At 73.0% G+C, this 19,843-nt stretch carries 18 protein-coding genes and 1 tRNA gene; 10 read left to right on the top strand and 9 right to left on the bottom strand.

Translation table 11 applies throughout. The annotated features are described in order from the left end of the window. Positions 1 to 75: 75 nt before the first annotated feature. From LG396_RS02310 to LG396_RS02320, 3 genes are all read right to left on the bottom strand, one after another. Positions 76 to 1,062 carry a phosphotransferase family protein gene (locus LG396_RS02310; protein ID WP_225793363.1) on the bottom strand — a complete coding sequence of 329 codons (987 nt, stop codon included), beginning with the start codon at positions 1,060 to 1,062 and terminating at the stop codon, positions 76 to 78. 117 nt (positions 1,063 to 1,179) lie between these two features. Then, complete coding sequence (locus LG396_RS02315; RefSeq protein WP_225793364.1) at positions 1,180 to 2,199, bottom strand: hemolysin family protein; 1,020 nt, start codon at positions 2,197 to 2,199, stop codon at positions 1,180 to 1,182. Beyond that, the gene (locus LG396_RS02320) at positions 2,196 to 3,551 is read right to left on the bottom strand and encodes a hemolysin family protein (RefSeq protein ID WP_225793365.1); all 1,356 of its coding nucleotides are present in this window, start codon (positions 3,549 to 3,551) and stop codon (positions 2,196 to 2,198) included. Before LG396_RS02320 ends, LG396_RS02315 begins: the two co-directional genes overlap by 4 nt. Before the next feature lie 327 nt (positions 3,552 to 3,878). On the opposite strand from LG396_RS02320, the gene LG396_RS02325 reads away from it, so the two are divergent. The 4 genes from LG396_RS02325 to LG396_RS02340 all read left to right on the top strand — a co-directional run bounded on the left by LG396_RS02325 (position 3,879) and on the right by LG396_RS02340 (position 8,777). Then, on the top strand, positions 3,879 to 4,898 hold the full coding sequence (locus tag LG396_RS02325; protein WP_225793366.1) for a sporulation protein: 1,020 nt from the start codon (positions 3,879 to 3,881) through the stop codon (positions 4,896 to 4,898). A gap of 155 nt (positions 4,899 to 5,053) precedes the next feature. Continuing rightward, complete coding sequence (locus LG396_RS02330; RefSeq protein WP_018836649.1) at positions 5,054 to 5,704, top strand: TetR/AcrR family transcriptional regulator; 651 nt, start codon at positions 5,054 to 5,056, stop codon at positions 5,702 to 5,704. A gap of 40 nt (positions 5,705 to 5,744) precedes the next feature. Further along, a complete protein-coding gene (locus LG396_RS02335; RefSeq protein WP_225793367.1) occupies positions 5,745 to 6,941 on the top strand; it encodes an acyltransferase family protein in 1,197 nt (398 codons plus the stop codon). A 183-nt stretch (positions 6,942 to 7,124) separates the two neighbouring features. Then, positions 7,125 to 8,777 (top strand): serine/threonine-protein kinase, encoded by a 1,653-nt coding sequence (locus LG396_RS02340; protein WP_225793368.1) that lies wholly within the window; start codon positions 7,125 to 7,127, stop codon positions 8,775 to 8,777. Positions 8,778 to 8,972: 195 nt separating this feature from the next. On the opposite strand, the gene LG396_RS02345 is transcribed toward LG396_RS02340, so the two are convergent. Continuing rightward, a tRNA-Pro gene (locus tag LG396_RS02345) sits at positions 8,973 to 9,046 on the bottom strand. Between the two features lie 12 nt (positions 9,047 to 9,058). Further along, on the bottom strand, positions 9,059 to 10,030 hold the full coding sequence (locus tag LG396_RS02350; protein WP_225793369.1) for a metallophosphoesterase: 972 nt from the start codon (positions 10,028 to 10,030) through the stop codon (positions 9,059 to 9,061). A gap of 94 nt (positions 10,031 to 10,124) precedes the next feature. On the opposite strand from LG396_RS02350, the gene LG396_RS02355 reads away from it, so the two are divergent. Then, positions 10,125 to 10,592 (top strand): GatB/YqeY domain-containing protein, encoded by a 468-nt coding sequence (locus LG396_RS02355; protein WP_037753513.1) that lies wholly within the window; start codon positions 10,125 to 10,127, stop codon positions 10,590 to 10,592. Positions 10,593 to 10,685: 93 nt separating this feature from the next. Here the strand turns inward: LG396_RS02355 and LG396_RS02360 are convergent, their stop codons facing one another. Further along, complete coding sequence (locus LG396_RS02360) at positions 10,686 to 12,980, bottom strand: transglycosylase domain-containing protein (protein ID WP_225793370.1); 2,295 nt, start codon at positions 12,978 to 12,980, stop codon at positions 10,686 to 10,688. Positions 12,981 to 13,367: 387 nt separating this feature from the next. Between LG396_RS02360 and LG396_RS02365 the strand changes: the two genes are divergently transcribed. Then, a complete protein-coding gene (locus LG396_RS02365) occupies positions 13,368 to 13,724 on the top strand; it encodes a WhiB family transcriptional regulator (RefSeq protein ID WP_018841321.1) in 357 nt (118 codons plus the stop codon). 166 nt (positions 13,725 to 13,890) lie between these two features. On the opposite strand, the gene bagB is transcribed toward LG396_RS02365, so the two are convergent. Together bagB and bagA are read right to left on the bottom strand one after the other, a co-directional pair. Further along, positions 13,891 to 15,156, bottom strand: coding sequence for an ATPase BagB (gene bagB, locus LG396_RS02370; protein ID WP_225793371.1), 1,266 nt, complete (start codon positions 15,154 to 15,156; stop codon positions 13,891 to 13,893). After that, positions 15,153 to 16,136 (bottom strand): ATPase BagA, encoded by a 984-nt coding sequence (gene bagA, locus LG396_RS02375; RefSeq protein WP_037753522.1) that lies wholly within the window; start codon positions 16,134 to 16,136, stop codon positions 15,153 to 15,155. The genes bagB and bagA overlap by 4 nt, the downstream gene beginning before the upstream one ends. 96 nt (positions 16,137 to 16,232) lie before the next feature. Here bagA and sp36 point away from each other — a divergent pair, with 96 nt between their 5' ends. The 4 genes from sp36 to LG396_RS02395 all read left to right on the top strand — a co-directional run bounded on the left by sp36 (position 16,233) and on the right by LG396_RS02395 (position 18,824). Beyond that, the gene (sp36, locus tag LG396_RS02380; protein WP_018835836.1) at positions 16,233 to 16,388 is read left to right on the top strand and encodes a Sp36 family protein; all 156 of its coding nucleotides are present in this window, start codon (positions 16,233 to 16,235) and stop codon (positions 16,386 to 16,388) included. Beyond that, complete coding sequence (locus LG396_RS02385) at positions 16,388 to 16,855, top strand: RidA family protein (RefSeq protein WP_018835837.1); 468 nt, start codon at positions 16,388 to 16,390, stop codon at positions 16,853 to 16,855. The genes sp36 and LG396_RS02385 overlap by 1 nt, the downstream gene beginning before the upstream one ends. 153 nt (positions 16,856 to 17,008) lie before the next feature. Continuing rightward, positions 17,009 to 17,881 carry an NUDIX hydrolase gene (locus LG396_RS02390; RefSeq protein WP_225793630.1) on the top strand — a complete coding sequence of 291 codons (873 nt, stop codon included), beginning with the start codon at positions 17,009 to 17,011 and terminating at the stop codon, positions 17,879 to 17,881. Between the two features lie 109 nt (positions 17,882 to 17,990). Next, entirely contained in the window at positions 17,991 to 18,824 is an 834-nt protein-coding gene (locus LG396_RS02395; protein ID WP_225793372.1) for an MBL fold metallo-hydrolase, read from the top strand. 118 nt (positions 18,825 to 18,942) lie between these two features. Here the strand turns inward: LG396_RS02395 and LG396_RS02400 are convergent, their stop codons facing one another. Further along, positions 18,943 to 19,617 carry a Crp/Fnr family transcriptional regulator gene (locus LG396_RS02400; RefSeq protein WP_018835840.1) on the bottom strand — a complete coding sequence of 225 codons (675 nt, stop codon included), beginning with the start codon at positions 19,615 to 19,617 and terminating at the stop codon, positions 18,943 to 18,945. Positions 19,618 to 19,843: the final 226 nt, after the last annotated feature.

Below are 19,843 nucleotides of genomic sequence, written 5' to 3' on the forward strand. Positions count from 1 at the left end.
CGAGACGCGCCATCGCTCCGCATGTCCAGCATACGGGCTGGAGCGGCGCGTGCGCCGTGAGTGAGCGGGGCGAGATCAGCGCCGGGTGCGGCCGAACAGTGCCATGGCCTCGTCGAGGCGGATACGGGCCCAGTCGTACTGCTTGCTGTCGGTGTGCCCGCGGTACACGGTCTCGATGACCATGATCAGCATCAGATGCAGGCAGTACAGGCGGCGGCGCACCCGCTGGGTGCCGGTCAGCTCGGGATGGCCGTACCCGCGCATGAAGGGCTCCGGGTGCCCGAAGGCCGCCAGCTGGGTGCCCGCGAAGCCGGACTCGATCAACGGGTCGCCGAAGAAGGCGCGTTCGTGGTCGATGACGCCGACGATCCTGCCGTCGCGGACCATGACGTTGCCGGCCCACAGGTCCCACTCGACGAGGCGCGGCTCGGTCACCTCGTCGAGGCTGCCGGCGTGCGCGTCGAAGACGGCACGGACGGCGCCGTAGTCCCAGCCGAGGTCGACGCCCCGGCGCTCACCGTCGGCGAGGACGTCCTCGACCATGCCGGTGAACACCGCCCGCCAGCTCGGCCCCCCGGACCCGGCGAGCGGCCCGAAGGCGTCCCCGCGGACGGAGTTGATCTCCCGGTTGGCCGCGCCGACCTGCTCCATCAGGGAGTCGCGCGCGGCACCGGGGAGGCGCTCCGCGACGACGCCGAGGTTGTCGCCGTCGATGTACGGCATGAAGAAGTAGTCGGCGTCGCACACCTCGCGGCTCCGGTCGGCGAAGTCGACGGCGGGAACCGGCACGGAGGTACGCGTCCGCAGCAGCTCCAGCATGCGCAGCTCGACCGCCATGGCGCCGCGCTCGTACGTCATCACCTCCACCTGCGGCGGCGGGGCGACCTTCACCACGACCTCGGCCCCGTCCCGCAGCCGGATGCGGTACGCGACGTTGAACCACCCGTGCCCCAGCTCGGCGGCCCACCCGTCCCCGTCGGGGACCCGGTCGGCGCCGTAGGCGCGCCCGACCATGGCCCGCAGGGCGGCGGGGGACTGCCTGTTCTTGGTGATGCTCTCCACGCGCGGTCCCTTCGTCGACGGCGGCCCGGCGAGAACACCTGAGGCATGCCCGGAAAACGATCAGGAAAGCACCCGCGAAGGCCCCGCCCGGCGGACCGGGTCCGGTGCCCCCGGCCGTCAGGTGGCGGTGGGCTGGAGCAGGCGGTCGAGGAGGTCGTCGAGGCTGACCAGTCCGGTGAGCCGGCCGCCCCCGTCGCGTACGACGGCGAGGGTGGCCCGGCGGTGGCGCAGCGTCTCCAGCGCGTGCGCGGCCGTGTCGTCCTCGCGCAGTTCGGGTACGGGCCGGGCGAGGGCGCCGGCGGTGACCGCGCGCCCGCGGGCGCGGGCGACGAGGGCGTCGCGGGCGTGCAGCGAACCGACGATGTCCGCGCCGTCGCGGACCAGCAGCCGGGTGCGGTCGGCGGTGGCGGCGGCGGCCAGGGCGGTGCCGACGTCGGCGGCGGCGGGCACCGCGTCGATGGCGTCGGCGGGCACCTGGAGGTCGCGTACGGGGGTCTGGGGCTCCGTCAGCGAGCGGGTGAGCAGCGCGGAGTCGGCGGCGTCGATGAGTCCGAGGCGCCGGGACTCGGTGATCAGGGCGGTGAGCTGCTCGCGGTTGTGCACGGAGGCGATCTCGTCGCGGGGGGTGACGCGGGCGAGCCGCACCAGACCGTTGCTGATCGTGTTCAGTACCCGGATGAGCGGCCGGACGACCAGGGTCACGGCACGGAAGGCCGGGGCGAGCAGCATCGCCGAGGACTCGGGGTGGGCGATGGCCCACGACTTGGGGGCCATCTCGCCGAGCACCATGTGCAGGAACACCACGACGAACATGGCGACGGCGAAGGCGACACCGTAGCTGAGGGCGGACGGCAGACCCAGGTCGTGCAGCAGCGGGTCCAGTTCGTGCGAGATCGCCGGCTTGGACACCGCCCCCAGGCCCAGCGTGCACAGAGTGATGCCGAGCTGGGCGCCCGCGAGCATCAGCGACAGCTCACGCATCCCGGCCAGCGCCGACTTCGCGCCGCGCCGCCCGTCGGCGACGGCCCGTTCCACGCGGTGGCGCTTGGCGGCGACGAGCGCGAACTCGGCGGCCACGAAGAAGCCGCTGCCGATCAGCAGCAGGAGGGTGACGAACAGGGCGAGGGGCAGGCTCACGCGGTGCCCTCCTTCGGGGAGTCCCCGGACCGGTCCGCGACGGCGTCGCCGAGCCGCTCCAGGCGTACGCGCTTGGGCACATGGCGGTCGAGGCCGCGGACGTCGAGCGCGGCCCGGCCGCCGTCGGGCAGGACGACGGTGAGGCGGTCGCCGACGGTGGGGAAGCGGCCGAGGCGGTCCACGACGAGGCCGGCGACCGTCTCGTAGTCCTCCTCCTGCGGCAGCGGGATGCCGGTGGCCTCCTCGATCTCGTCCAGCCGGTGGCCGGCGTCGACGATCCAGCCGGTCCCGTCCGGGATGGCCGCCGCCTCGACGCGGTCGGTCTCGTCGGCGAGTTCGCCGACCAGTTCCTCGGCGATGTCCTCGAACGTGACGATGCCGGCCAGCCCGCCGTGCTCGTCCAGTACACAGGCGAACTCCGTGTCCGCTCCGCGCAGCCGCTCCACCGCGCCCGGCAGCGGCAGGGTGTCCGGGAGCAGCAGGGGCCGCCGGGCCAGCTCGCCGCAGCGGGCCGCCGCGATGCGCTCGGCGGACAGGCCCATCAGCTCGCGTACGCCCAGCACGCCCACCACGTCGTCGTCGCGGTCGCCGACCACGGGGTACGCGGAGTGCCCCAGCTCAGCGATGAGGTCGACGGCCCGGGTGGCGGGGGCGTCGGCGCGTACGTACGCGGCGTTGACGCGCGGCACCATCACCTCGGTGAGCGTGTGCTCGGAGAAGTCCAGGGCGTGGTCGAGCAGTTCGGCGGTCTCCTTCGGCAGTTGACCGTGCTCGTGCGACTCGCCGATGAGATGGCCGAGCTCCTCCAGCCCGGCGCCGTGGTGCAGTTCCTCGACCGGCTCGATGCCCACCAGGCGCAGCAGCCGGTTCGCGGCCGTGTCGAACACGGCGACCACCGGGCCGACGGCCTTGAGGTAGAGCAGGGTGGAGGAGGCCAGCGACTTCGCCAGCCGCTCCGGGACGGCCAGCGCGAGGTTCTTCGGCGCCAGTTCCCCGAGCACCATCTGCACCACGGTGGCCAGCACGAACGCCGCCGTCAGCGCGATCCCGCCGACCGCGGACTCCGGTACGCCGAGACCGGTCAGCGCCGGTCGCACCAGCTCGGCCAGTGCCGGTTCCGCCAGGAAGCCGACGACCAGGCCGGTGACGGTGATGCCGAGCTGCGCCCCGGAGAGCATGAACGACAGCCGCTCCAGCACCCGCAGCGCCCGGGCCGCCCGCCGGTCGCCGGCTTCGGCGTCGCGGGTCAGGGCGATGCGGTCCGCGGAGACGTAGGCGAACTCCTGGGCGACGAAGTAGCCCGTGCCGGCGGTGAGGACGAGCACGGCCAGCAGGCCGAGGGCGGTGCTCACCGCTCACCGCCCCGCGGCAGCCCGGGCCGGGCGTCCGTGGATGTGGCGGACAACTGCAGCTCCCCTCATGGCGGTGTCGCCCCGGCAGCGTACGGCGCCGGACGTCCGGACACCTTAGTCACGCCGACCGGCCGTGCCGGCCACGCCCACCGGCCGGCCGCTCCGCGCCGCGGCTGCCGGGCACGTGTTGCTCCGTCCGGCTGAATGTAGCCGTTCACCCACCGTCTTTGGGAAACCCTTTACCTTTCGGGGTAGTTCTGACGGCGGCCCGGTGGAGCGGGCCGCCGGGACGGAACGAGACGTGACACGGAGAAGGGGAACACCACGATGGTGTACAAACGGCTGCTGGGTGCACTGGGCGTCGGCGGACCGAAGGTGGACACGGTCCTGGACGGCGGACCGGTGGTCCCCGGCGGCGCGCTGACCGGGCAGGTGCACCTGGAAGGCGGCAGCGCCGACGCGGAGATCGAGCACATCTCGGTCGAGTTCGTCGCCCGGGTGGAGGCCGAGAGCGACGACGGCGAGCACGAGGGCGCGGTGGTCTTCCACCGGGCCGTGGTCGGCCACGGACTCCGGCTGGCCGAAGGGGAGTACGCCGCCCTCCCGTTCAGCCTCCCGGTGCCGTGGGAGACCCCGATCACCGAGCTGTACGGGCAGGAGCTGGGCGTCGTCCTGGGCGTACGCACCGAGCTCGCGGTGGCCGGGGCCAGGGACGCCGGCGACCTCGACCCGCTCACGGTACGGCCGCTGCCCGCCCAGGAGGCGGTGCTGGAGGCGCTCGGGCAACTGGGCTTCGCCTTCAAGTCGGCGGACCTGGAGTTCGGCCACATCCCCGGCACCGGGCAGACGCTGCCGTTCTACCAGGAGATCGAGCTGTACGCGGCTCCCCAGTACTCCCACGCCCTCGCCGAGCTGGAGGTGACCTTCCTCGCCGACCCGGCCCGGATGGAGGTGGTGCTGGAGGCCGACAAGCGCGGCGGCCTCTTCGCCGCGGGGCACGACGCGCTCGCCCGGCACGCCGTCCGGCACGACGGTGCCGTGGACCGCGACTGGAGCACGGAGGTCGACGACTGGATCCGGCAGCTGGTCGACCACCGCTCCGCCCTCGCCCAGCCGGGCGGCGGCCTCCCCGGCGGGGCCTTGTCCGGTGCCGGCCACGGCGGCCACCCCTCGCCGTACGGGCAGGGCAAGCACCCGCACGAGGGCGGCCATGGCCCCGGGGCCGGTGCGGTGGTGGCCGCGGGGGCGGCGGGGCTGGCCGTCGGGGCGGTGGGCGGCTGGGCGGCGGCCGAAGTCATCGACGAGGTCGGGGACTTCTTCGAGGGCGAGGAGGACGAGGAGGGCTGACCGGTACGCCCGCCCGGCGGCGCTCTCCCCGGCCGCCGTGAGAACGCCGCGGCGCCGCTCGGGCATGCGGTCCGTACACCGAGGGGAGGGTGGCGGCGTCCGGGCAGGGATTCCGTGATCCCCCGCGCAGCGGCTGCCCCGTAGTGTGCGGGGGCATGGACGGTGTGGCGCAGGGGGATCTGACCGGGCGGGCTCGGCTGCGGCGGGCGGCGTTGGAGTTGTTCGCCGAGCGCGGGTTCGAGGCGACGTCCACGCGGGCCGTGGCGGCGCGGGCGGGGCTGTCGCCCGCCCTGGTGACCCGGCACTTCGGCTCCAGGGACGGGCTGCGGGCGGCGGTGGACGCGGATGTGCTGGAGCGGATCCGTACGGCGCTGAGCGAACTGGAACCGGCACCGGGAGAGCCCCGGCCGCAGGCGTTGATGGTCTCGCTCGGCGAGGTCTCGGCGCGGCTGTTCGGCGCGGACCCGGTGCTGCGGGGCTATCTGCGGCACGCGCTCGCCGAGGACGGCGAGGCGAGCGCCGGGCTGTTCGGCCGGCTGCTGCGGGGCGCGGGCGCGGAGCTGGAACGGCTGAGCCGGCGGGCCGGCGGGCTCGCGGACGGCGCGGACGAGGAGTGGGCGCCGTTCCAGATGCTGTGCCTGATCCTGGGCCCGCTGCTGCTGGAGCCCGTGATGCAGCCCAACCTCGACCGTCCGATGTTCGACCCCGAGGTGCTGGCGGCACGGAGCGCCGCCAACCAGCGGCTGCTCGCCCGGGGCCTGCTCGCGCACCCGGAGCGGGCGCTCGGGGGGCAAGAGGGGGGCTAGCACCATCGCGAGGTGTACACGTGTTGAGCATCCTCAACGCATGGATACCTCGACACTCGCGCCGGCCAGGCGCCTGGACTGGCTGGACAACCTCCGCATCGCCCTCATCGCCCTGGTCGTCGTCCACCACGCGGCCCAGGCGTACGGCCCCGCAGACTGGTGGTACGTGGAGAACCAGCCGCGCACCAGCGTGCTGGGCACCCTGTCCGCGTTCGACGGCGCGTTCTTCATGAGCCTGTTCTTCTTCATCTCCGCCTACTTCGTGCCGGCCTCCTACGACCGCCGCGGCGGCCGGCCGTTCCTCACAGGGCGGCTCAAGCGGCTGGGCATCCCCGTGGTCGTCGGCGCGCTGACCCTCGTCCCGGGTCTGATGTACGCGTACTACGTCCGCTACCGCGACTACCCCGCGATCTCGTTCCCCCGCTACTTCACCGACGTCTACCTGGGCCTCGGCGAGGAGCCCGCCGACTGGAGCGGCCCGTCCTGGCCGGACCTGCAGTTCGGGCACCTGTGGTTCATCCAGAACCTGCTGGCCTACAGCGTGCTCTACCTGCTGTGCCGGCAGGCCGCCCGGCTGCTGCACCGGCACCGTCCCCGTCCCCGTACCGGCGCCCGGCCGGCCCGGGGCCCGGTGCCCGGCCACGGGTCGCTGGTCCTGCTCACCGTCGCGGTGACCGCCGCGACGTTCGCCATACGGCTGCGCTACCCCCTCGACGAGTGGATCCCCTTCCTGGACTTCATCCAGGTCGAGCCGGCCCGGGTGGCGCAGTACGCCACGTTCTTCGCCCTGGGCATCGTCGCGTTCCGCCAGGACTGGCTCAACCGGCTTCCGGCCCGGGTGGGCTGGATCTGGCTGGGCATCGGAGCCGCGCTGACGGCGGTGCTGTTCGCCGTCGGCTCCGATGCCGGCTTCTTCGGCCCCGGCGGCGCGAACGGCCCCTCGCTGCTCTGGTCCGCGTACGAAAGCGCCCTGTGCACAGCCCTGATCACCGGGCTGCTCGTCCTCTTCCGGGAGCGGCTGACGGCCGGCAACCGCCTGTCCCGGGCGGCTTCTTCCGCCTCGTACACGGTCTACATCGTCCACGTCCCCGTCGTCGTCGCCCTGCAATTCGCCCTCAGCGGCAGCGGCCTCCAAGCGCCCCTGTCCTTCGGCCTGGTGGCCGCGCTCGCGCTCCTGATCAGCTTCCCGCTGGCCGACCGCATACGACGGCTGCCCGGCTTCCGCAGGGTGCTGTGAAACCCCGGCGGACCGGCCCCGCGAGGCCACCGGACCGACCGCTTGGGACGTGAGAGATCACGCTCGAATCCCGGGGGCCTCGCCCGGGTTTTTCGGCTATCGGCTCTGGCGGAAGCGTCTTTGCGCCATGATCGTCGTCACGCCCTTTCGGCATCGGGTGGTTCGCGACGGGGGGAGGCGACAGTGCGGGACGAGCTCTTCGACGGGCGCTACCGGCTGGTGCGGCAGCTCGGTGAAGGCGGCATGGGCCAGGTGTGGGAGGCGAGGGACGAGACGCTGGACCGGCCCGTCGCCGTCAAGGTCGTCTCCCTGCTCAGCGGCGGCGGAAGCCGCGGCGAGGAGGCCCGCGCCAGGTTCCTGCGCGAGGCACGCATCACCGCCCGCCTGCAACACCCCAACATCGTCACCATCCACGACCTCGGCGAGGCCGGCGACGGCGGGTCCAGAATCCCGTTCCTGGTGATGGAGCTGGTCCGGGGCGAGGGCCTGGACGTGACACTGCGCCGCGGACCCGTGCATCTGCCGGACGCCGCCCGCTGGGGTGCGCAGATATGCGACGCGCTCGCCGAAGCCCACGGCATGGGCGTCATGCACCGCGACATCAAACCCTCCAACGTCCTCATCACCCCGTCCGGCACCGCGAAGGTCCTCGACTTCGGTGTCGCCCGTGCCGCCGACCCGTACGCCACCTCCGACCGGCTCACCCGGACCGGCTACATCGTGGGCACGCCCTCGTACATGGCACCCGAACAGGCCCGTGGCCACGCGGAGCCACGAAGTGATCTGTACACGCTCGGCTGCCTGCTCTTCGAGCTGATCACCGGGCGGCTCCCCTTCGAGGCCCCCGACGCCGTCGGCTACCTCTCCGCCCACCTCACCCTCGAACCACCCGCCCCCGGCACACTCGCCCCCTCGGTCCCGGCCGGCTGGGACGACCTGGTGCTGACGCTGCTGCGCAAGGAGCCCGACCAGCGCTACGGCAACGCCGCCGACGTGGCCGAGGCACTGCGCCGGCTCGACGGCGCGGCGGAACCCACCGGCCCGGCGGACGACCGGACGCGGCCGGGCACGAGGCCGGGCACCACGACCCCGCTCCCTCCCGTGGACCCCACCCGGGAGGCGAGCGAGGACGCCGCCCCCGACGCGCCACCGGCAACGCCCCGCCCCGCCTTCCGGAAGGCACGAGTCGCCGTTCCGGCACTTGTCCTGACCGCCGCCGTGACCGCCAGCGCGGCAATCCTCCTCACCGACGACGCCGACAGAAACGGCGACGACGACCTGGGCGCCTCACAGGAATCCACCCCGCCGCCCGTCGGCTTCAAGAGCATCCCGGACGTCTGCGGCGCACTGTCGAAGGACGCGCTGCTGGGCGGGCTGGTGGAGCAGCCGCGCCCCGGCGAGTTCAGCGACAAGGCCGGCTACCGCTCGTGCGAGTGGGACACGGACGAACTCGCGTCGGTACCGGTCGACGGCCACGTGATCGTCTACGCATACCGATTCGGCGCCACCGGCAAGGCGCGGGCGCACATGGAAGAGGAGAAGGGAAGGGAGTCCCTGGGCGGGGAATCGTACGTCAGCCTGGGAATGCCCGGCGAGATCGGGGACGAGGCCGTCATCCGCGTGGACAAGGAGAGCATCGACAAGACCGTCGGCGGCGACGTCTTCCACAGCTTCAACTCCACCAGCGCCGCGTTCCGGGACAGCAATCTCTTCATCAAGATCATCTACATGCGCTCGCGCGGCGACGACCCCGAAGAGAACGACAGAAAGACCACCCGCACCGGCGCCGAGGAGATCATCAAGTTCCTCGCCGCCACCGTGGAGAACCCGGCCTGACCGCTCAACTGCCGCTCCCCGCCGAACCACTGAGCGACGGCCGGCCGCACGCGACGCTGCGCCGGCGACGCCGGAGACCACGCCTGCCAGGAGCCGTTCGAGACCTCACCCGGAACTCTCCCGAAACGATCTCCGGAAACCACTCAGGGGCCCGATCCATCAAACGGATCAAGCCCCTGACCTGGTGCTTTGCTGTCGGGGTGGCGGGATTTGAACCCACGACCTCTTCGTCCCGAACGAAGCGCGCTGCCAAGCTGCGCCACACCCCGTGACTGCGAGCACTACTGTAGCCCACCCGGGCGGGTCGGGTGAAATTCGTTTCCGGGGGTGGGGGTCAGGGTGAGGAGGGTGGCTTCCGGGGGGCAGGCGAAGCGGAGGGGGGTGTAGCGGTTGGCGCCGCAGCCGGCGGAGACGTGGAGGGCCGCGCGGTGGGAGCCGGCGGTGTGGGTGGAGAGGCCCTTGACGCGGTTGGTGTCCAGGTCGCAGTTGGTCACCAGGGCGCCGTAGAAGGGGATGCAGAGCTGGCCGCCGTGGGTGTGGCCGGCGAGGATCAGGGGGTAGCCGTCGGCCGTGAAGGCGTCGAGGACGCGCAGGTACGGGGCGTGGACCAGGGCGAGGGAGAAGTCCGCCTCCGGGTCGGGGCCGCCGGCGACCGCGGTGTAGCGGTCGTGCTTGATGTGCGGGTCGTCCAGGCCCGTCAGGCCCAGGACCGCGCCGCTGTCCAGCTTGAGCCGGCCGCGGCTGTTGTCCAGGCCCACCCAGCCCGCCGCGTCGAAGGCGTCGCGCATGCCCTCCCAGGGGTTGCGGGGGACGTTGTGGCGGAGGCGGTTGCGGCCGTTGAGGCCGTGTATGCCGCGGGCCTTCTCGATCAGGTAGCGGCCGGGGTTCCGGAAGGTCGGGGCGTAGTAGTCGTTCGAGCCGAAGACGTACGTGCCGGGGAACTCCATCAGCGGGCCCAGCGCGTCCAGCAGCTCCGGCACCGCGTCGGGGTCCGACAGGTTGTCGCCGGTGTTCACCACCAGGTCCGGCCGCAGGCCCGCCAGGGACTGCAGCCAGCGCCGTTTCGCCTGCTGGCCGGAGACCATGTGGATGTCCGAGATCTGCAGCACGCGCAGCGGGTGCATGCCTTCCGGGAGTACGGGGACGGTGACCCGGCGGACCCGGAAGGCGCGGGGTTCGACCACGGCCGCGTAGGCGACGCCGCCGGCCGAGAGAGCGGCCAGACCCAGGGGCACTCCGTATCGCGCGCGCATCCTCCTATCGTCGCAGAGGTGCGGGGTACGGGTGGCCCGGGGCCGGATCCCGCGGCGTCGGCGGGCTGTCGGGGCGGCATGGGAGACTCCGACCATGACCACGCTCAAGTCGAAGCTGCAGGACGACCTCACGGCGGCCATCAAGGGCCGGGACGAGCTGCGCGCCGCCACCCTCCGTATGACGCTCACCGCGATCACGAAGGAGGAGGTCGCCGGCAAGGAGGCGCGGGTTCTCTCCGACGACGAGGTGCAGAAGGTGATCACCCGCGAGGCCAAGAAGCGGCGCGAGGCCGCGGAGGCGTTCGCGCAGGGCGGTCGTACGGAGTCCGCCGAGCGGGAGCGCGCGGAGGGCGAGGTGCTCGCGGACTACCTGCCGAAGCAGCTCGGTGACGAGGAGCTGGCCGCGCTGGCCGAGGAGGCCGTCGCCGAGGCGAAGGCGGGCGGCGCCGAGGGGCCGCGGGCCATGGGCGCCGTGATGAAGATCGTGAACCCCAAGGTCGCCGGGCGGGCCGAGGGCGGGCGCGTGGCCGCCGCCGTCAAGCGGGCTCTCGCCGGGGGGTGACCGGCCGCGGGACCCGGGGGTGGTCCCGGTCCCGGGGTGACCTCCGGGGCTGCCGCCGCCAGGTGCTGCGCCGGCCCTCGCGGGGGGCGCCCCTCACCTGCCGTCCGGCCAGCCTCCGGTCTCGCCGCCGTCCGACCAGCCGCCGTCCAGCGAGCCCCCGTCGAGGGTCCCGCCGCCGTCGACCGTGCCGCCGCCGGGGCCGCCCGGGCCGCCGTTCCCGCCGCCGTTTCCGTTGTTGCCACCGAGGAGACCGCCGAGCGGGTTCTCCGGCTTGTCGTCGTCCTCTTCGTCGTCGTCATCGTCGCCCCTGCCCTTGTCCGGGCGGTCCGCCGCGACCGGGACCTTGTACAGCGGCGGCGACGTCTTGCCCGCCAGGGCGCCGTCCATGGCGTCGCGCCAGATGGGGCCGGGGACCGCGCCACCGAAGACGCGGGCGTGGTACGTCGGGCCGATCTGGATGTTCTCCATGGAGACGTCGTCGGTGGGCCCGCCGACCCACACCGCGCCGGCGAGGTCCGCGGTGTAGCCGACGAACCAGGCGGCCTTCCGCTCGTCCGTCGTACCGGTCTTGCCCGCGTTGTCGCGCCCGGTCAGCCCCGCCTCCTGGCCGGTGCCGTCCTCGACGACGCCCGACAGCAGGGTGTTGATCGTGCCGGCCGTCTTCTCCGACATGGCGCGATTGCAGCGCGACTTCGGCACCGGGATCTTCTTGCCCTTGGCGTCCTTGATCGACTCGATGGCGATCGGGCTGCAGTATTCGCCGCGGTTGGCGAAGGTCGCGTACGCGCCGGCCATCGCCAGCGGCGAGATGGTCTGGCCGCCGAGGGTGAGCGAGGGGGACTCCTCCAGCTCCTTGCCGTCGCCCCGGATGACGCCCATGCTCTGCGCCAGCTCCTTCACCGGGCAGATGCCGATGTCCGAGATGAGGTCGACGAAGTAGGTGTTGATGGACTTGGCGGTGGCCTCGCGCATGCTGTACGGGCCGACCTCCTCCTCCGTCTCGTTCGCGACGTCGGAGCCCTCGGTGTTGACCCAGTCCTTGCCGTCCTGGCAGGTCGTCACCGGGCTCGGATAGGGCATCTCGTTCGGCGACGGGTACACCTTCGTGTTCGGCACGCCCTTCTCCAGCGCCGCCGCGGCCGTGAACGGCTTGAAGGTGGAGCCGACCTGGAAGCCGTAGTTGGACCCGTTCATGGACTTCTCCACGGACAGGTTGAACATCAGCTCGTTCTTGCCCGAGCCGTACGGCCTGGACTGCCCCATCGCGCGGATCTTGCCGGTGCCGGGCTCCACCATGCTCACGGCGGTGGCGACCTTGTCGTCCTGGTAGACGTGGCTCTTGATCGACTCGTTGGCGGACTTCTGGGCCGTCGGGTCGAGGGTGGTGCGGATGGTCAGGCCGCCGCGGTTCCAGCGCATGAGGCGCTGCTCCCGCGTCTTGCCGAAGCCCTTGTCCTTGAGGAGTACCTCGCGCACGTAGTCGCAGAAGGCCCCGGCGCCGCTGACGGCGGTGGTGCATCCGCTGCGCGGCTGGCTGACCTTGAGGCCCAGCGGCTCCTTCATGGCCTTGTCGGCCTCGGTCCGCGTGACGTAGTCGTTGCCGGCCATGCGCCGCAGCACGGTGTTGCGGCGCTTCTCGGCCTCTTCCGGGTCGTTGATCGGGTCGTACCGGCTCGGGGACTGCACGATGCCGGCGAGCATCGCGGACTCGGCGAGGGTCAGCTTGTCGGCGGACTTGCTGAAGTAGCGCTCGGCGGCGGCCTCGATGCCGTACGCCTGCTGGCCGAAGAAGGCGATGTTCAGGTAGTTCTCCAGGATCTCGTCCTTGGTCAGCTCCTTCTCGACCTGGATCGCGTACTTCAGCTCCTGGATCTTGCGCCCGAGTGTCTGCCGGGTGGCCTCGGCGACCTTCTCGGCGTCGTTGCCCGCCTCCTCGACGAAGACGTTCTTCACGTACTGCTGGGTGAGCGTGGAGGCGCCTTCGGAGACCGTGCCGGACTGCGCGTTGCTGTTGAGCGCGCGCAGGATGCCCTGGAGGTCGACGGCCCCGTGCTCGTAGAACCGCTCGTCCTCGATCGCGACGATCGCCTGCCGCATCACCGGCGCGATGTCGTCGAACTCGACGACCGTGCGGTTGCGCGAGTAGACGTCGGCCAGATGGCCGCCCTTGCTGTCGAGGATGGTCGTCTTCTGGCTGAGCGGCGGGCGCTTGAGGTCGGCGGGGATGTCGTCGAACTCCGAGACCGTGCCCTTGGCCGTCAGGCCCAGCAGGCCGGCGGCGGGCAGCGCGAGGCCCGCGAGCACGGAGCCTGCGAGAACGCTGACGCCGAGGAACTTCGCGGCTTGCTGCGTGGCGGTGAGTCCGCCGCCCGGGCGCTTGTAGGCCATGGGGCCCACCCTAACTTCTGATTCCCCGGACAGCCGCCCGTCTGTTCGCCTACTCTGTTTTCGGCCATCACCACCGGCCGCGGTCCAGCTCGTCCCTTGATTCACTCCTGTGGGTGATGAGGCTTGACCGAATTGACGACATGTGACGCCCCCGGGGCCGATGTCGAGCGGGCGAACTGCCTGCTTTGACCGGATCATCCTTGGCCGGGAGGGCTCACTCCGGTGGGTGATCTGGTGCGTACGCATAGTCCGTTCGGGCCATTCAACTTTGGGCCTGACGGGGGTGTTGCGTGGCCGCACTCCTTCCGTAACGTCCTCAACTGGCAACGGTGCATATGCCCTTTGCCGCCGTGGGGGAGCCTCAATTCGGGAGAGGACGGCGCCAGCATGAGCTGGGTTACCGACTGGAGCGCACAGGCAGCCTGCCGCACTGCCGATCCGGACGAACTGTTCGTGCAAGGCGCGGCACAGAACAGAGCCAAGGCGGTCTGCACCGGATGCCCGGTGCGCACCGAGTGCCTCGCCGACGCGCTCGACAACCGCGTCGAGTTCGGCGTGTGGGGCGGCATGACGGAGCGCGAGCGGCGCGCGCTGCTGCGCCGCCGGCCGACGGTCACGTCGTGGCGAAGACTGCTGGAGACGGCGCGCGAGGAGTACGAGAGCGCCGGGACGCCGCTGCACGAAGGCGCCCTGCACGAGGACGCGCTGCGCGCGGCGGAGGAGCTTCCGGTCGCTGCGGGCTGACCGGGCTCCGGGGGCCCAGGGCCCCGCGTGAGCCTGCCCGCGCGTCCGTCGTGAGACCGCCGCGAGCCCCGTCGTGAGCCTCTCCTGCGCCCGTTGCCGCCGCTACGGGCCCGAGCGCCGACGTGCGCCGTACGCCCCCGCTACGCTCCCCCACGCGTGCTCCGGCCTACGCGCCCGGCGCCTCCTGTGCCGTCAGCAGCTCGGCCACGTCCCGTAGCCCCGCGAGGTCGTGGACGTCCCCCGGCAGCGCGGTGACCTGGGTCACCGGAACCTCCGGGTGCAGGGCCGCGAAGCGGTCCCGCGTGCGGCGCTCGTGCGCCAGCACCTGCATCCGCTCCGCATGCAGCCGCAGCAGCGCCGCGGCACCCTCCGTGCCGGTGCTGTCCGTGCCGCCGGTGCCGCCCGTGGTGTCCGCGGTGTCCGTGCCGCCGGTGCTCGCCGTGTCCGTACCCGCCGCCCCCGCGCTCTTCGCGCCGGAGCCCGCGTCGTCCACGCCCCGCTCGTCCAGCGTCTCCGCCGCCGCCAGGGCCCGCTCCGCACTCAGCTGCGCGGCGCCGCTCTCGTGCACCCGGTTGAGCACCAGACCCGCCAGCGGCATCCGGTCCGCTTCGAGCCGTTCGACAAAATACGCCGCCTCCCGCAGCGCGTCCCGCTCCGGCGTCGCCACCACCAGGAAGGCCGTGCCCGGCGCCTGAAGGAGGCGGTACGTCGCCTCCGCGCGCGTGCGGAAGCCGCCGAAGAGCGTGTCCATCGCCGCGACGAACGTCTGCACGTCGCGCAGCAGGGAGGCGCCCAGCAGCTTGCCGAGCGTGCCCGTCATCATCGACATCCCGACGTTCAGGAACTTCATCCCCGCCCGGCCGCCCGCCTTCGCCGGCGCGGTCAGCAGTCTGATGAAGCGCCCGTCGAGGAAGGAGCCCAGCCGCTTCGGCGCGTCCAGGAAGTCCAGCGCGGAGCGGCTCGGCGGGGTGTCCACGATGATCAGGTCCCAGGAGTCCCGGGCGCGCAGCTGGCCCAGCTTCTCCATCGCCATGTACTCCTGCGTGCCGGCGAAGCCGGCCGACAACGACTGGTAGAAGGGGTTCTCCAGGATGGCGCGGGCCCGGTCGCCCTCCGCGTGCGCCTCGACGATCTCGTCGAAGGTGCGCTTCATGTCGAGCATCATGGCGTACAGCTCGCCGGGCCCCTCGATGCCCTCGACCTGCCGCGGGCTGTTGTCCAGGGCGTCGATGCCCATGGACTGCGCCAGCCGCTTCGCCGGGTCGATGGTGAGGACGACGACGCGCCGGCCGCGCTCTGCGGCCCGTACGCCGAGGGCGGCGGCCGTCGTCGTCTTGCCGACGCCGCCGGCGCCGCAGCAGACGACGATGCGCGTCTGCGGGTCGTCGAGGAGCGCGTCGGCGTCCAGCCGGGGCGCGGTGTCGAGGCTCATAGGGGCCACTGCTTTCCCAGCTCGCCGGACAGCCGGTAGAGGCCGGCCAGATCCACTCCTTCGGTGAGCAGCGGCAGCTCGTACTGCGGCAGCTCCAGCCGCGCCAGCGCCGCTCGTTGCGTACGTTCCAGGGCCAGCCGCTCCGTATGCTCGCGCGCCTGCCGCAGCAGCGGTGCGACCAGCCGCTCCGCCCGCGCGCCCCGGCTCGCGCCGCCCAGCCCGGCGGCGGACAGCGCGGCGGCGAGCGCGGCGGGGTCGGCCGCGGCGCGTTCCAGTTCCGCCTCGTCCATGAGGGCCGGGCGCACCATGTTGACCACCGCGGCGCCGACCTGCAGCCCGGCCTCGCGCAGTTCGGCGACGCCGTCGACGGTCTCCTGCACGGGCATGTCCTCAAGGAGGGTGACGAGGTGCACGGCGGTGCGGGCCGAGGTCAGCACCCGCATCACGGACCGCGCGTGGTTGTGGATGGGCCCGGCCTTCGCCAGCCCGGCGACCTCGGCGTTGACGCCCAGGAAGCGGGTGATGCGGCCCGTCGGCGGGGCGTCCATGACGACCGCGTCGTACACGTGCCGCCCGTGCTTGTCCTGGCGGCGGGCCGCCTCGCACGCCTTGCCGGTGAGCAGGACGTCGCGCAGACCGGGGGCGATGGTGGTGACGAAGTCGATGGCGCCGAGGCGCCGCAGGGCGCGTCCTGCGCTGCCCATCCGGTAGAACATCTGCAGGTAGTCCAGCAGGGCCTGCTCGGCGTCGATGGCGAGCGCGAACACGTCGCCGCCGCCGGGCGCCGAGGCGATGCGCCGCTCCTCGTACGGCAGCGGCTCGGTCTCGAAGAGCTGGGCGATGCCCTGGCGCCCCTCCACCTCGACGAGCAGCGTGCGTCTGCCGTCCGCGGCCAGAGCCAGCGCCAAGGCGGCGGCGACGGTCGTCTTGCCGGTCCCGCCCTTGCCGGTCACCACGTGCAGCCTTTGGAGCCCGCTCATGTCCGCGAGCCTAATTCCTCGGCGCGCGACTCAGCAGACCGCCTCCGCCCGACGGCCCCGAGCGGCGGCCGGGCGCGGCGGGCTACAGTCTGGCCCATGACGAAGTGGGAATACGCGACCGTGCCGCTGCTCGTACACGCCACCAAGCAGATCCTGGACCAGTGGGGCGAGGACGGCTGGGAGCTGGTCCAGGTCGTGCCGGGGCCGAACCCGGAGCAGCTCGTGGCGTATCTGAAGCGGGAAAAGAGCTGATGGCGGGGCGGGTCGAGGCGAAGCTCGCGGAGCTGGGGCTCAGCCTGCCCGAGGTCGTGCCGCCGCTGGCGTCGTACGTGCCCGCGGTGCTCAGCGGGCGGTACGTGTTCACCGCCGGGCAGCTCCCCATGGTCGACGGCACGCTGCCGCTGACCGGGAAGGTCGGGGCCGAGGTCACGCCGGAAGAGGCCAAGGAGCTTGCGGCGCGTTGCGCGCTGAACGGGCTGGCGGCGATCAAGTCGGTCGCCGGGGACCTGGACCGGGTCGTACGGGTCGTGAAGGTCGTCGGCTTCGTCGCCTCGGCGCCGGACTTCACGGCGCAGCCGGGCGTGGTCAACGGGGCGAGCGAGCTGCTCGGCGAGGTGCTGGGCGACGCGGGTGTGCACGCGCGGAGCGCGGTGGGGGTGGCGGTGCTGCCGCTGGACGCGCCGGTGGAGATCGAGTTCCAGGCGGAGCTGGGCGACTAGCCGGGGGCGGCTGGCGTCGGGCCGTCCGGCCGGGACGGGTGTCCGGGCCGGCGGCGCGGCCGGAGTTATCCACATACGGTCGGTTGTCCACAGGCTGAAGTTGCCCACTCGAACATGTCGTCGGCAGCCCGTAGGCTCCCGGTCATGTCCGAAATGAACGCTGCGGCCGGCGCGAACGCCCGGTGGGTTCCGCCCGCCGAGCGGATCCGCGCGCTCGCCCGCGGCGAGCTGACGCCCGTCACGCCGCGCCGCGCGGCGACGGTGCTGCTGCTGCGCGGCGCGGCGCCCGACGGCCCGTGGGTGTTCATGCTGCGGCGGAAGACCTCCATGTCCTTCGCCGCGGGTGCGTACGCCTATCCGGGCGGGGGAGTCGATCCGCGCGACGAGCGCCCGCTGGATCCGGGGGCCTGGGCCGGGCCGTCCCCGGCGCAGTGGGCGGCGCGGCTGGAGGTCGCGGAGCCGGTGGCGCAGGCGGTGGTCTGCGCGGCGGTGCGGGAGACGTTCGAGGAGGCCGGGGTGCTGCTGGCCGGGGCCTCGGCGGCGGAGGTCGTGGCGGACACCACGGGGGCGGACTGGGAGGCCGACCGCGCGGCGCTGGTCGCCCGCGAGCTGGGCTTCGCCGACTTCCTGGCCCGCCGCGGCCTGGTCGTGCGGACCGACCTGCTGGGCGCCTGGGCGCGCTGGATAACCCCGGAGTTCGAGACCCGGCGGTATGACACGTGGTTCTTCGTCGCCGCGCTCCCCGAGGGCCAGCGCACGCGGAACGCTTCGACGGAGGCCGACCGCGCGGAGTGGGTCAGACCCGCGGAGGCCGCCGCGGGTTACGAGCGGGGAGAGCTGACGATGCTGCCGCCGACGATCTCGACGCTGCGCGGGCTGCGGGCGTACGGATCGGCGGCGGAAGCGCTGGGCGCGGCCGGGGAGCGGGATCTGTCGGCGGTGCTGGTGAAGGCCAGGATGGAGGGGGACGAGGTCGTGCTGAGCGCCCCGGGGCACGAGGAGTTCACGCGGAGGCTGCCGTCATGAGGGCGGTAGCGCCGGGGGAGCCGGCGGCGCCGGTGCCGCGTGCGGACGCGGGGCGGACGAGTGCGGCGGCCAGTGGAGTGGCGGCCGCGGGAGCGGCGGGGGTGGTCTCGTGACGGACGCGGCGGCGCTGCCGGGGCAGCCGCGGGGCGGGGCGATCGCCGGGGCGGCCACCGCCCGCGCGACGTGCGTGCTGGCGCCCAACGCCTCGCCCATGACGCTCGACGGTACGAACACGTGGATCGTCGCCGAGCCGGATGCCGCGCGGGCCGTGGTGATCGACCCCGGGCCGCTGGACGAAGGGCACCTGGCGGCGGTCGTGGACACCGCGGAGCGGGCGGGCCTGCGGGTGGCGATCACGCTGCTCACCCACGGGCACGCGGACCACGCCGAGGGCGCGGCCCGCTTCGCCGAGCTGACCCGGACGAAGGTGCGGGCCCTGGACCCGGCGCTGCGCCTCGGCGACGAAGGGCTGGGCGCGGGGGACGTGATATCCGTCGGCGGGCTGGAGCTGCGGGTCGTACCCACGCCGGGGCATACCGCTGACTCGCTCTCCTTCCACCTGCCGGCCGACTCCGCCGTGCTCACCGGGGACACGATCCTCGGCCGCGGGACGACGATGGTCGCCCATCCGGACGGCCGGCTCGGCGACTACCTGGACTCGCTGCGCCGGCTGCGGTCCCTGACCGTGGACGACGGCGTCGCGACGGTGCTGCCGGGCCACGGGCCGGTGCTGGAGGACGCGCAGGGCGCGGTGGAGTACTACCTGGCGCACCGCGCGACGCGGCTGGCACAGGTCGAGACGGCGGTCGAGAACGGGCACCGGACGCCGGCGGACGTGGTGGCGCACGTGTACGCGGACGTGGACCGCACGCTGTGGCCCGCGGCGGAGCTGTCGGTGCGGGCCCAACTGGAGTACCTGGAGGAGCACGGCCTGATCTCGTAGCCGGACCGGCCCGGACCGGCCCGGTCCCGTCGGTGCCGCGGTGGGCCCGGCGTCGTCGGCGCCCTGGCGGCTCGCCGTCGCGTTCGCGCCGCAATGGGCTGCTGTGGCGACCGGGGTGTCAGCGCGAGCGCTTGGCCAGGCGCTCGACGTCCAGCAGGATCACGGCCCGCGCCTCCAGGCGCAGCCAGCCGCGGCTGGCGAAGTCCGCCAGCGCCTTGTTGACCGTCTCTCGGGAGGCGCCGACGAGCTGGGCCAGCTCCTCCTGCGTCAGGTCGTGCACGACATGGATGCCCTCGTCCCCCGGCACGCCGAAGCGCCGCGAGAGGTCCAGCAGCGCGCGGGCGACGCGGCCCGGGACGTCGGAGAAGACCAGGTCGGACATCTGGTCGTTGGTGCGCCGCAGCCTGCGGGCGACCGCGCGCAGCAGCGCGGAGGCGACCTCGGGGCGGGCGTTCAGCCAGGGCTGGAGGTCGCCGTGGCCGAGGCCCAGCAGCTTGACCTCGGTCAGCGCCGAGGCCGTGGCCGTGCGCGGGCCCGGGTCGAAGAGGGACAGCTCGCCGATCAGCTCGCCGGGGCCGAGTACGGCCAGCATGTTCTCGCGCCCGTCGGGGGAGGTGCGGTGGAGCTTGACCTTGCCCTCGGTGACGACGTAGAGCCGGTCGCCGGGCTCGCCCTCGTGGAAGAGCGCGTCACCGCGGGACAGCGTCGCCTCGGTCATGGAGGCACGCAGCTCCGCGGCCTGCTCGTCGTCGAGCGCGGCGAAGAGGGGCGCGCGCCGCAGAACGTCGTCCACGAGTTCTCTCCTTGTCGGGGTGCCCGGGCGACCCGCGGGCCGTTGCTCGGTCGGCCCCGTCGCTTTCCATGATGCCGGACAGTAAAACAGTGCGATCAGTCACAAGTTTGACGTACCGCAGCGTGAACCGTACGCCAGGGGTCCGATTGGCGGCACTTTTCCGGTGCTCAGCGGCGGGCGCTCGGGGGGTTGCACGGGGGCGCGCGGTTGCGCGTCGAGGCCTGGA

It is taken from the genome of Streptomyces aculeolatus (assembly GCF_020400605.1).
GTDB classification, from domain to species: domain Bacteria; phylum Actinomycetota; class Actinomycetes; order Streptomycetales; family Streptomycetaceae; genus Streptomyces; species Streptomyces aculeolatus.

Coding starts and splice junctions, on each gene's coding strand:
- LG396_RS02335 (WP_225793367.1), top strand. CDS start 5,745: ATGGATACCTCGACACTCGCGCCGGCCAGGCGCCTGGACTGGCTGGAC.
- LG396_RS02330 (WP_018836649.1), top strand. CDS start 5,054: ATGGACGGTGTGGCGCAGGGGGATCTGACCGGGCGGGCTCGGCTGCGG.
- LG396_RS02360 (WP_225793370.1), bottom strand. CDS start 12,980: ATGGCCTACAAGCGCCCGGGCGGCGGACTCACCGCCACGCAGCAAGCC.
- sp36 (WP_018835836.1), top strand. CDS start 16,233: ATGACGAAGTGGGAATACGCGACCGTGCCGCTGCTCGTACACGCCACC.
- LG396_RS02325 (WP_225793366.1), top strand. CDS start 3,879: ATGGTGTACAAACGGCTGCTGGGTGCACTGGGCGTCGGCGGACCGAAG.
- LG396_RS02390 (WP_225793630.1), top strand. CDS start 17,009: ATGAACGCTGCGGCCGGCGCGAACGCCCGGTGGGTTCCGCCCGCCGAG.
- bagB (WP_225793371.1), bottom strand. CDS start 15,156: ATGAGCCTCGACACCGCGCCCCGGCTGGACGCCGACGCGCTCCTCGAC.
- bagA (WP_037753522.1), bottom strand. CDS start 16,136: ATGAGCGGGCTCCAAAGGCTGCACGTGGTGACCGGCAAGGGCGGGACC.
- LG396_RS02350 (WP_225793369.1), bottom strand. CDS start 10,030: ATGCGCGCGCGATACGGAGTGCCCCTGGGTCTGGCCGCTCTCTCGGCC.
- LG396_RS02365 (WP_018841321.1), top strand. CDS start 13,368: ATGAGCTGGGTTACCGACTGGAGCGCACAGGCAGCCTGCCGCACTGCC.
- LG396_RS02385 (WP_018835837.1), top strand. CDS start 16,388: ATGGCGGGGCGGGTCGAGGCGAAGCTCGCGGAGCTGGGGCTCAGCCTG.
- LG396_RS02355 (WP_037753513.1), top strand. CDS start 10,125: ATGACCACGCTCAAGTCGAAGCTGCAGGACGACCTCACGGCGGCCATC.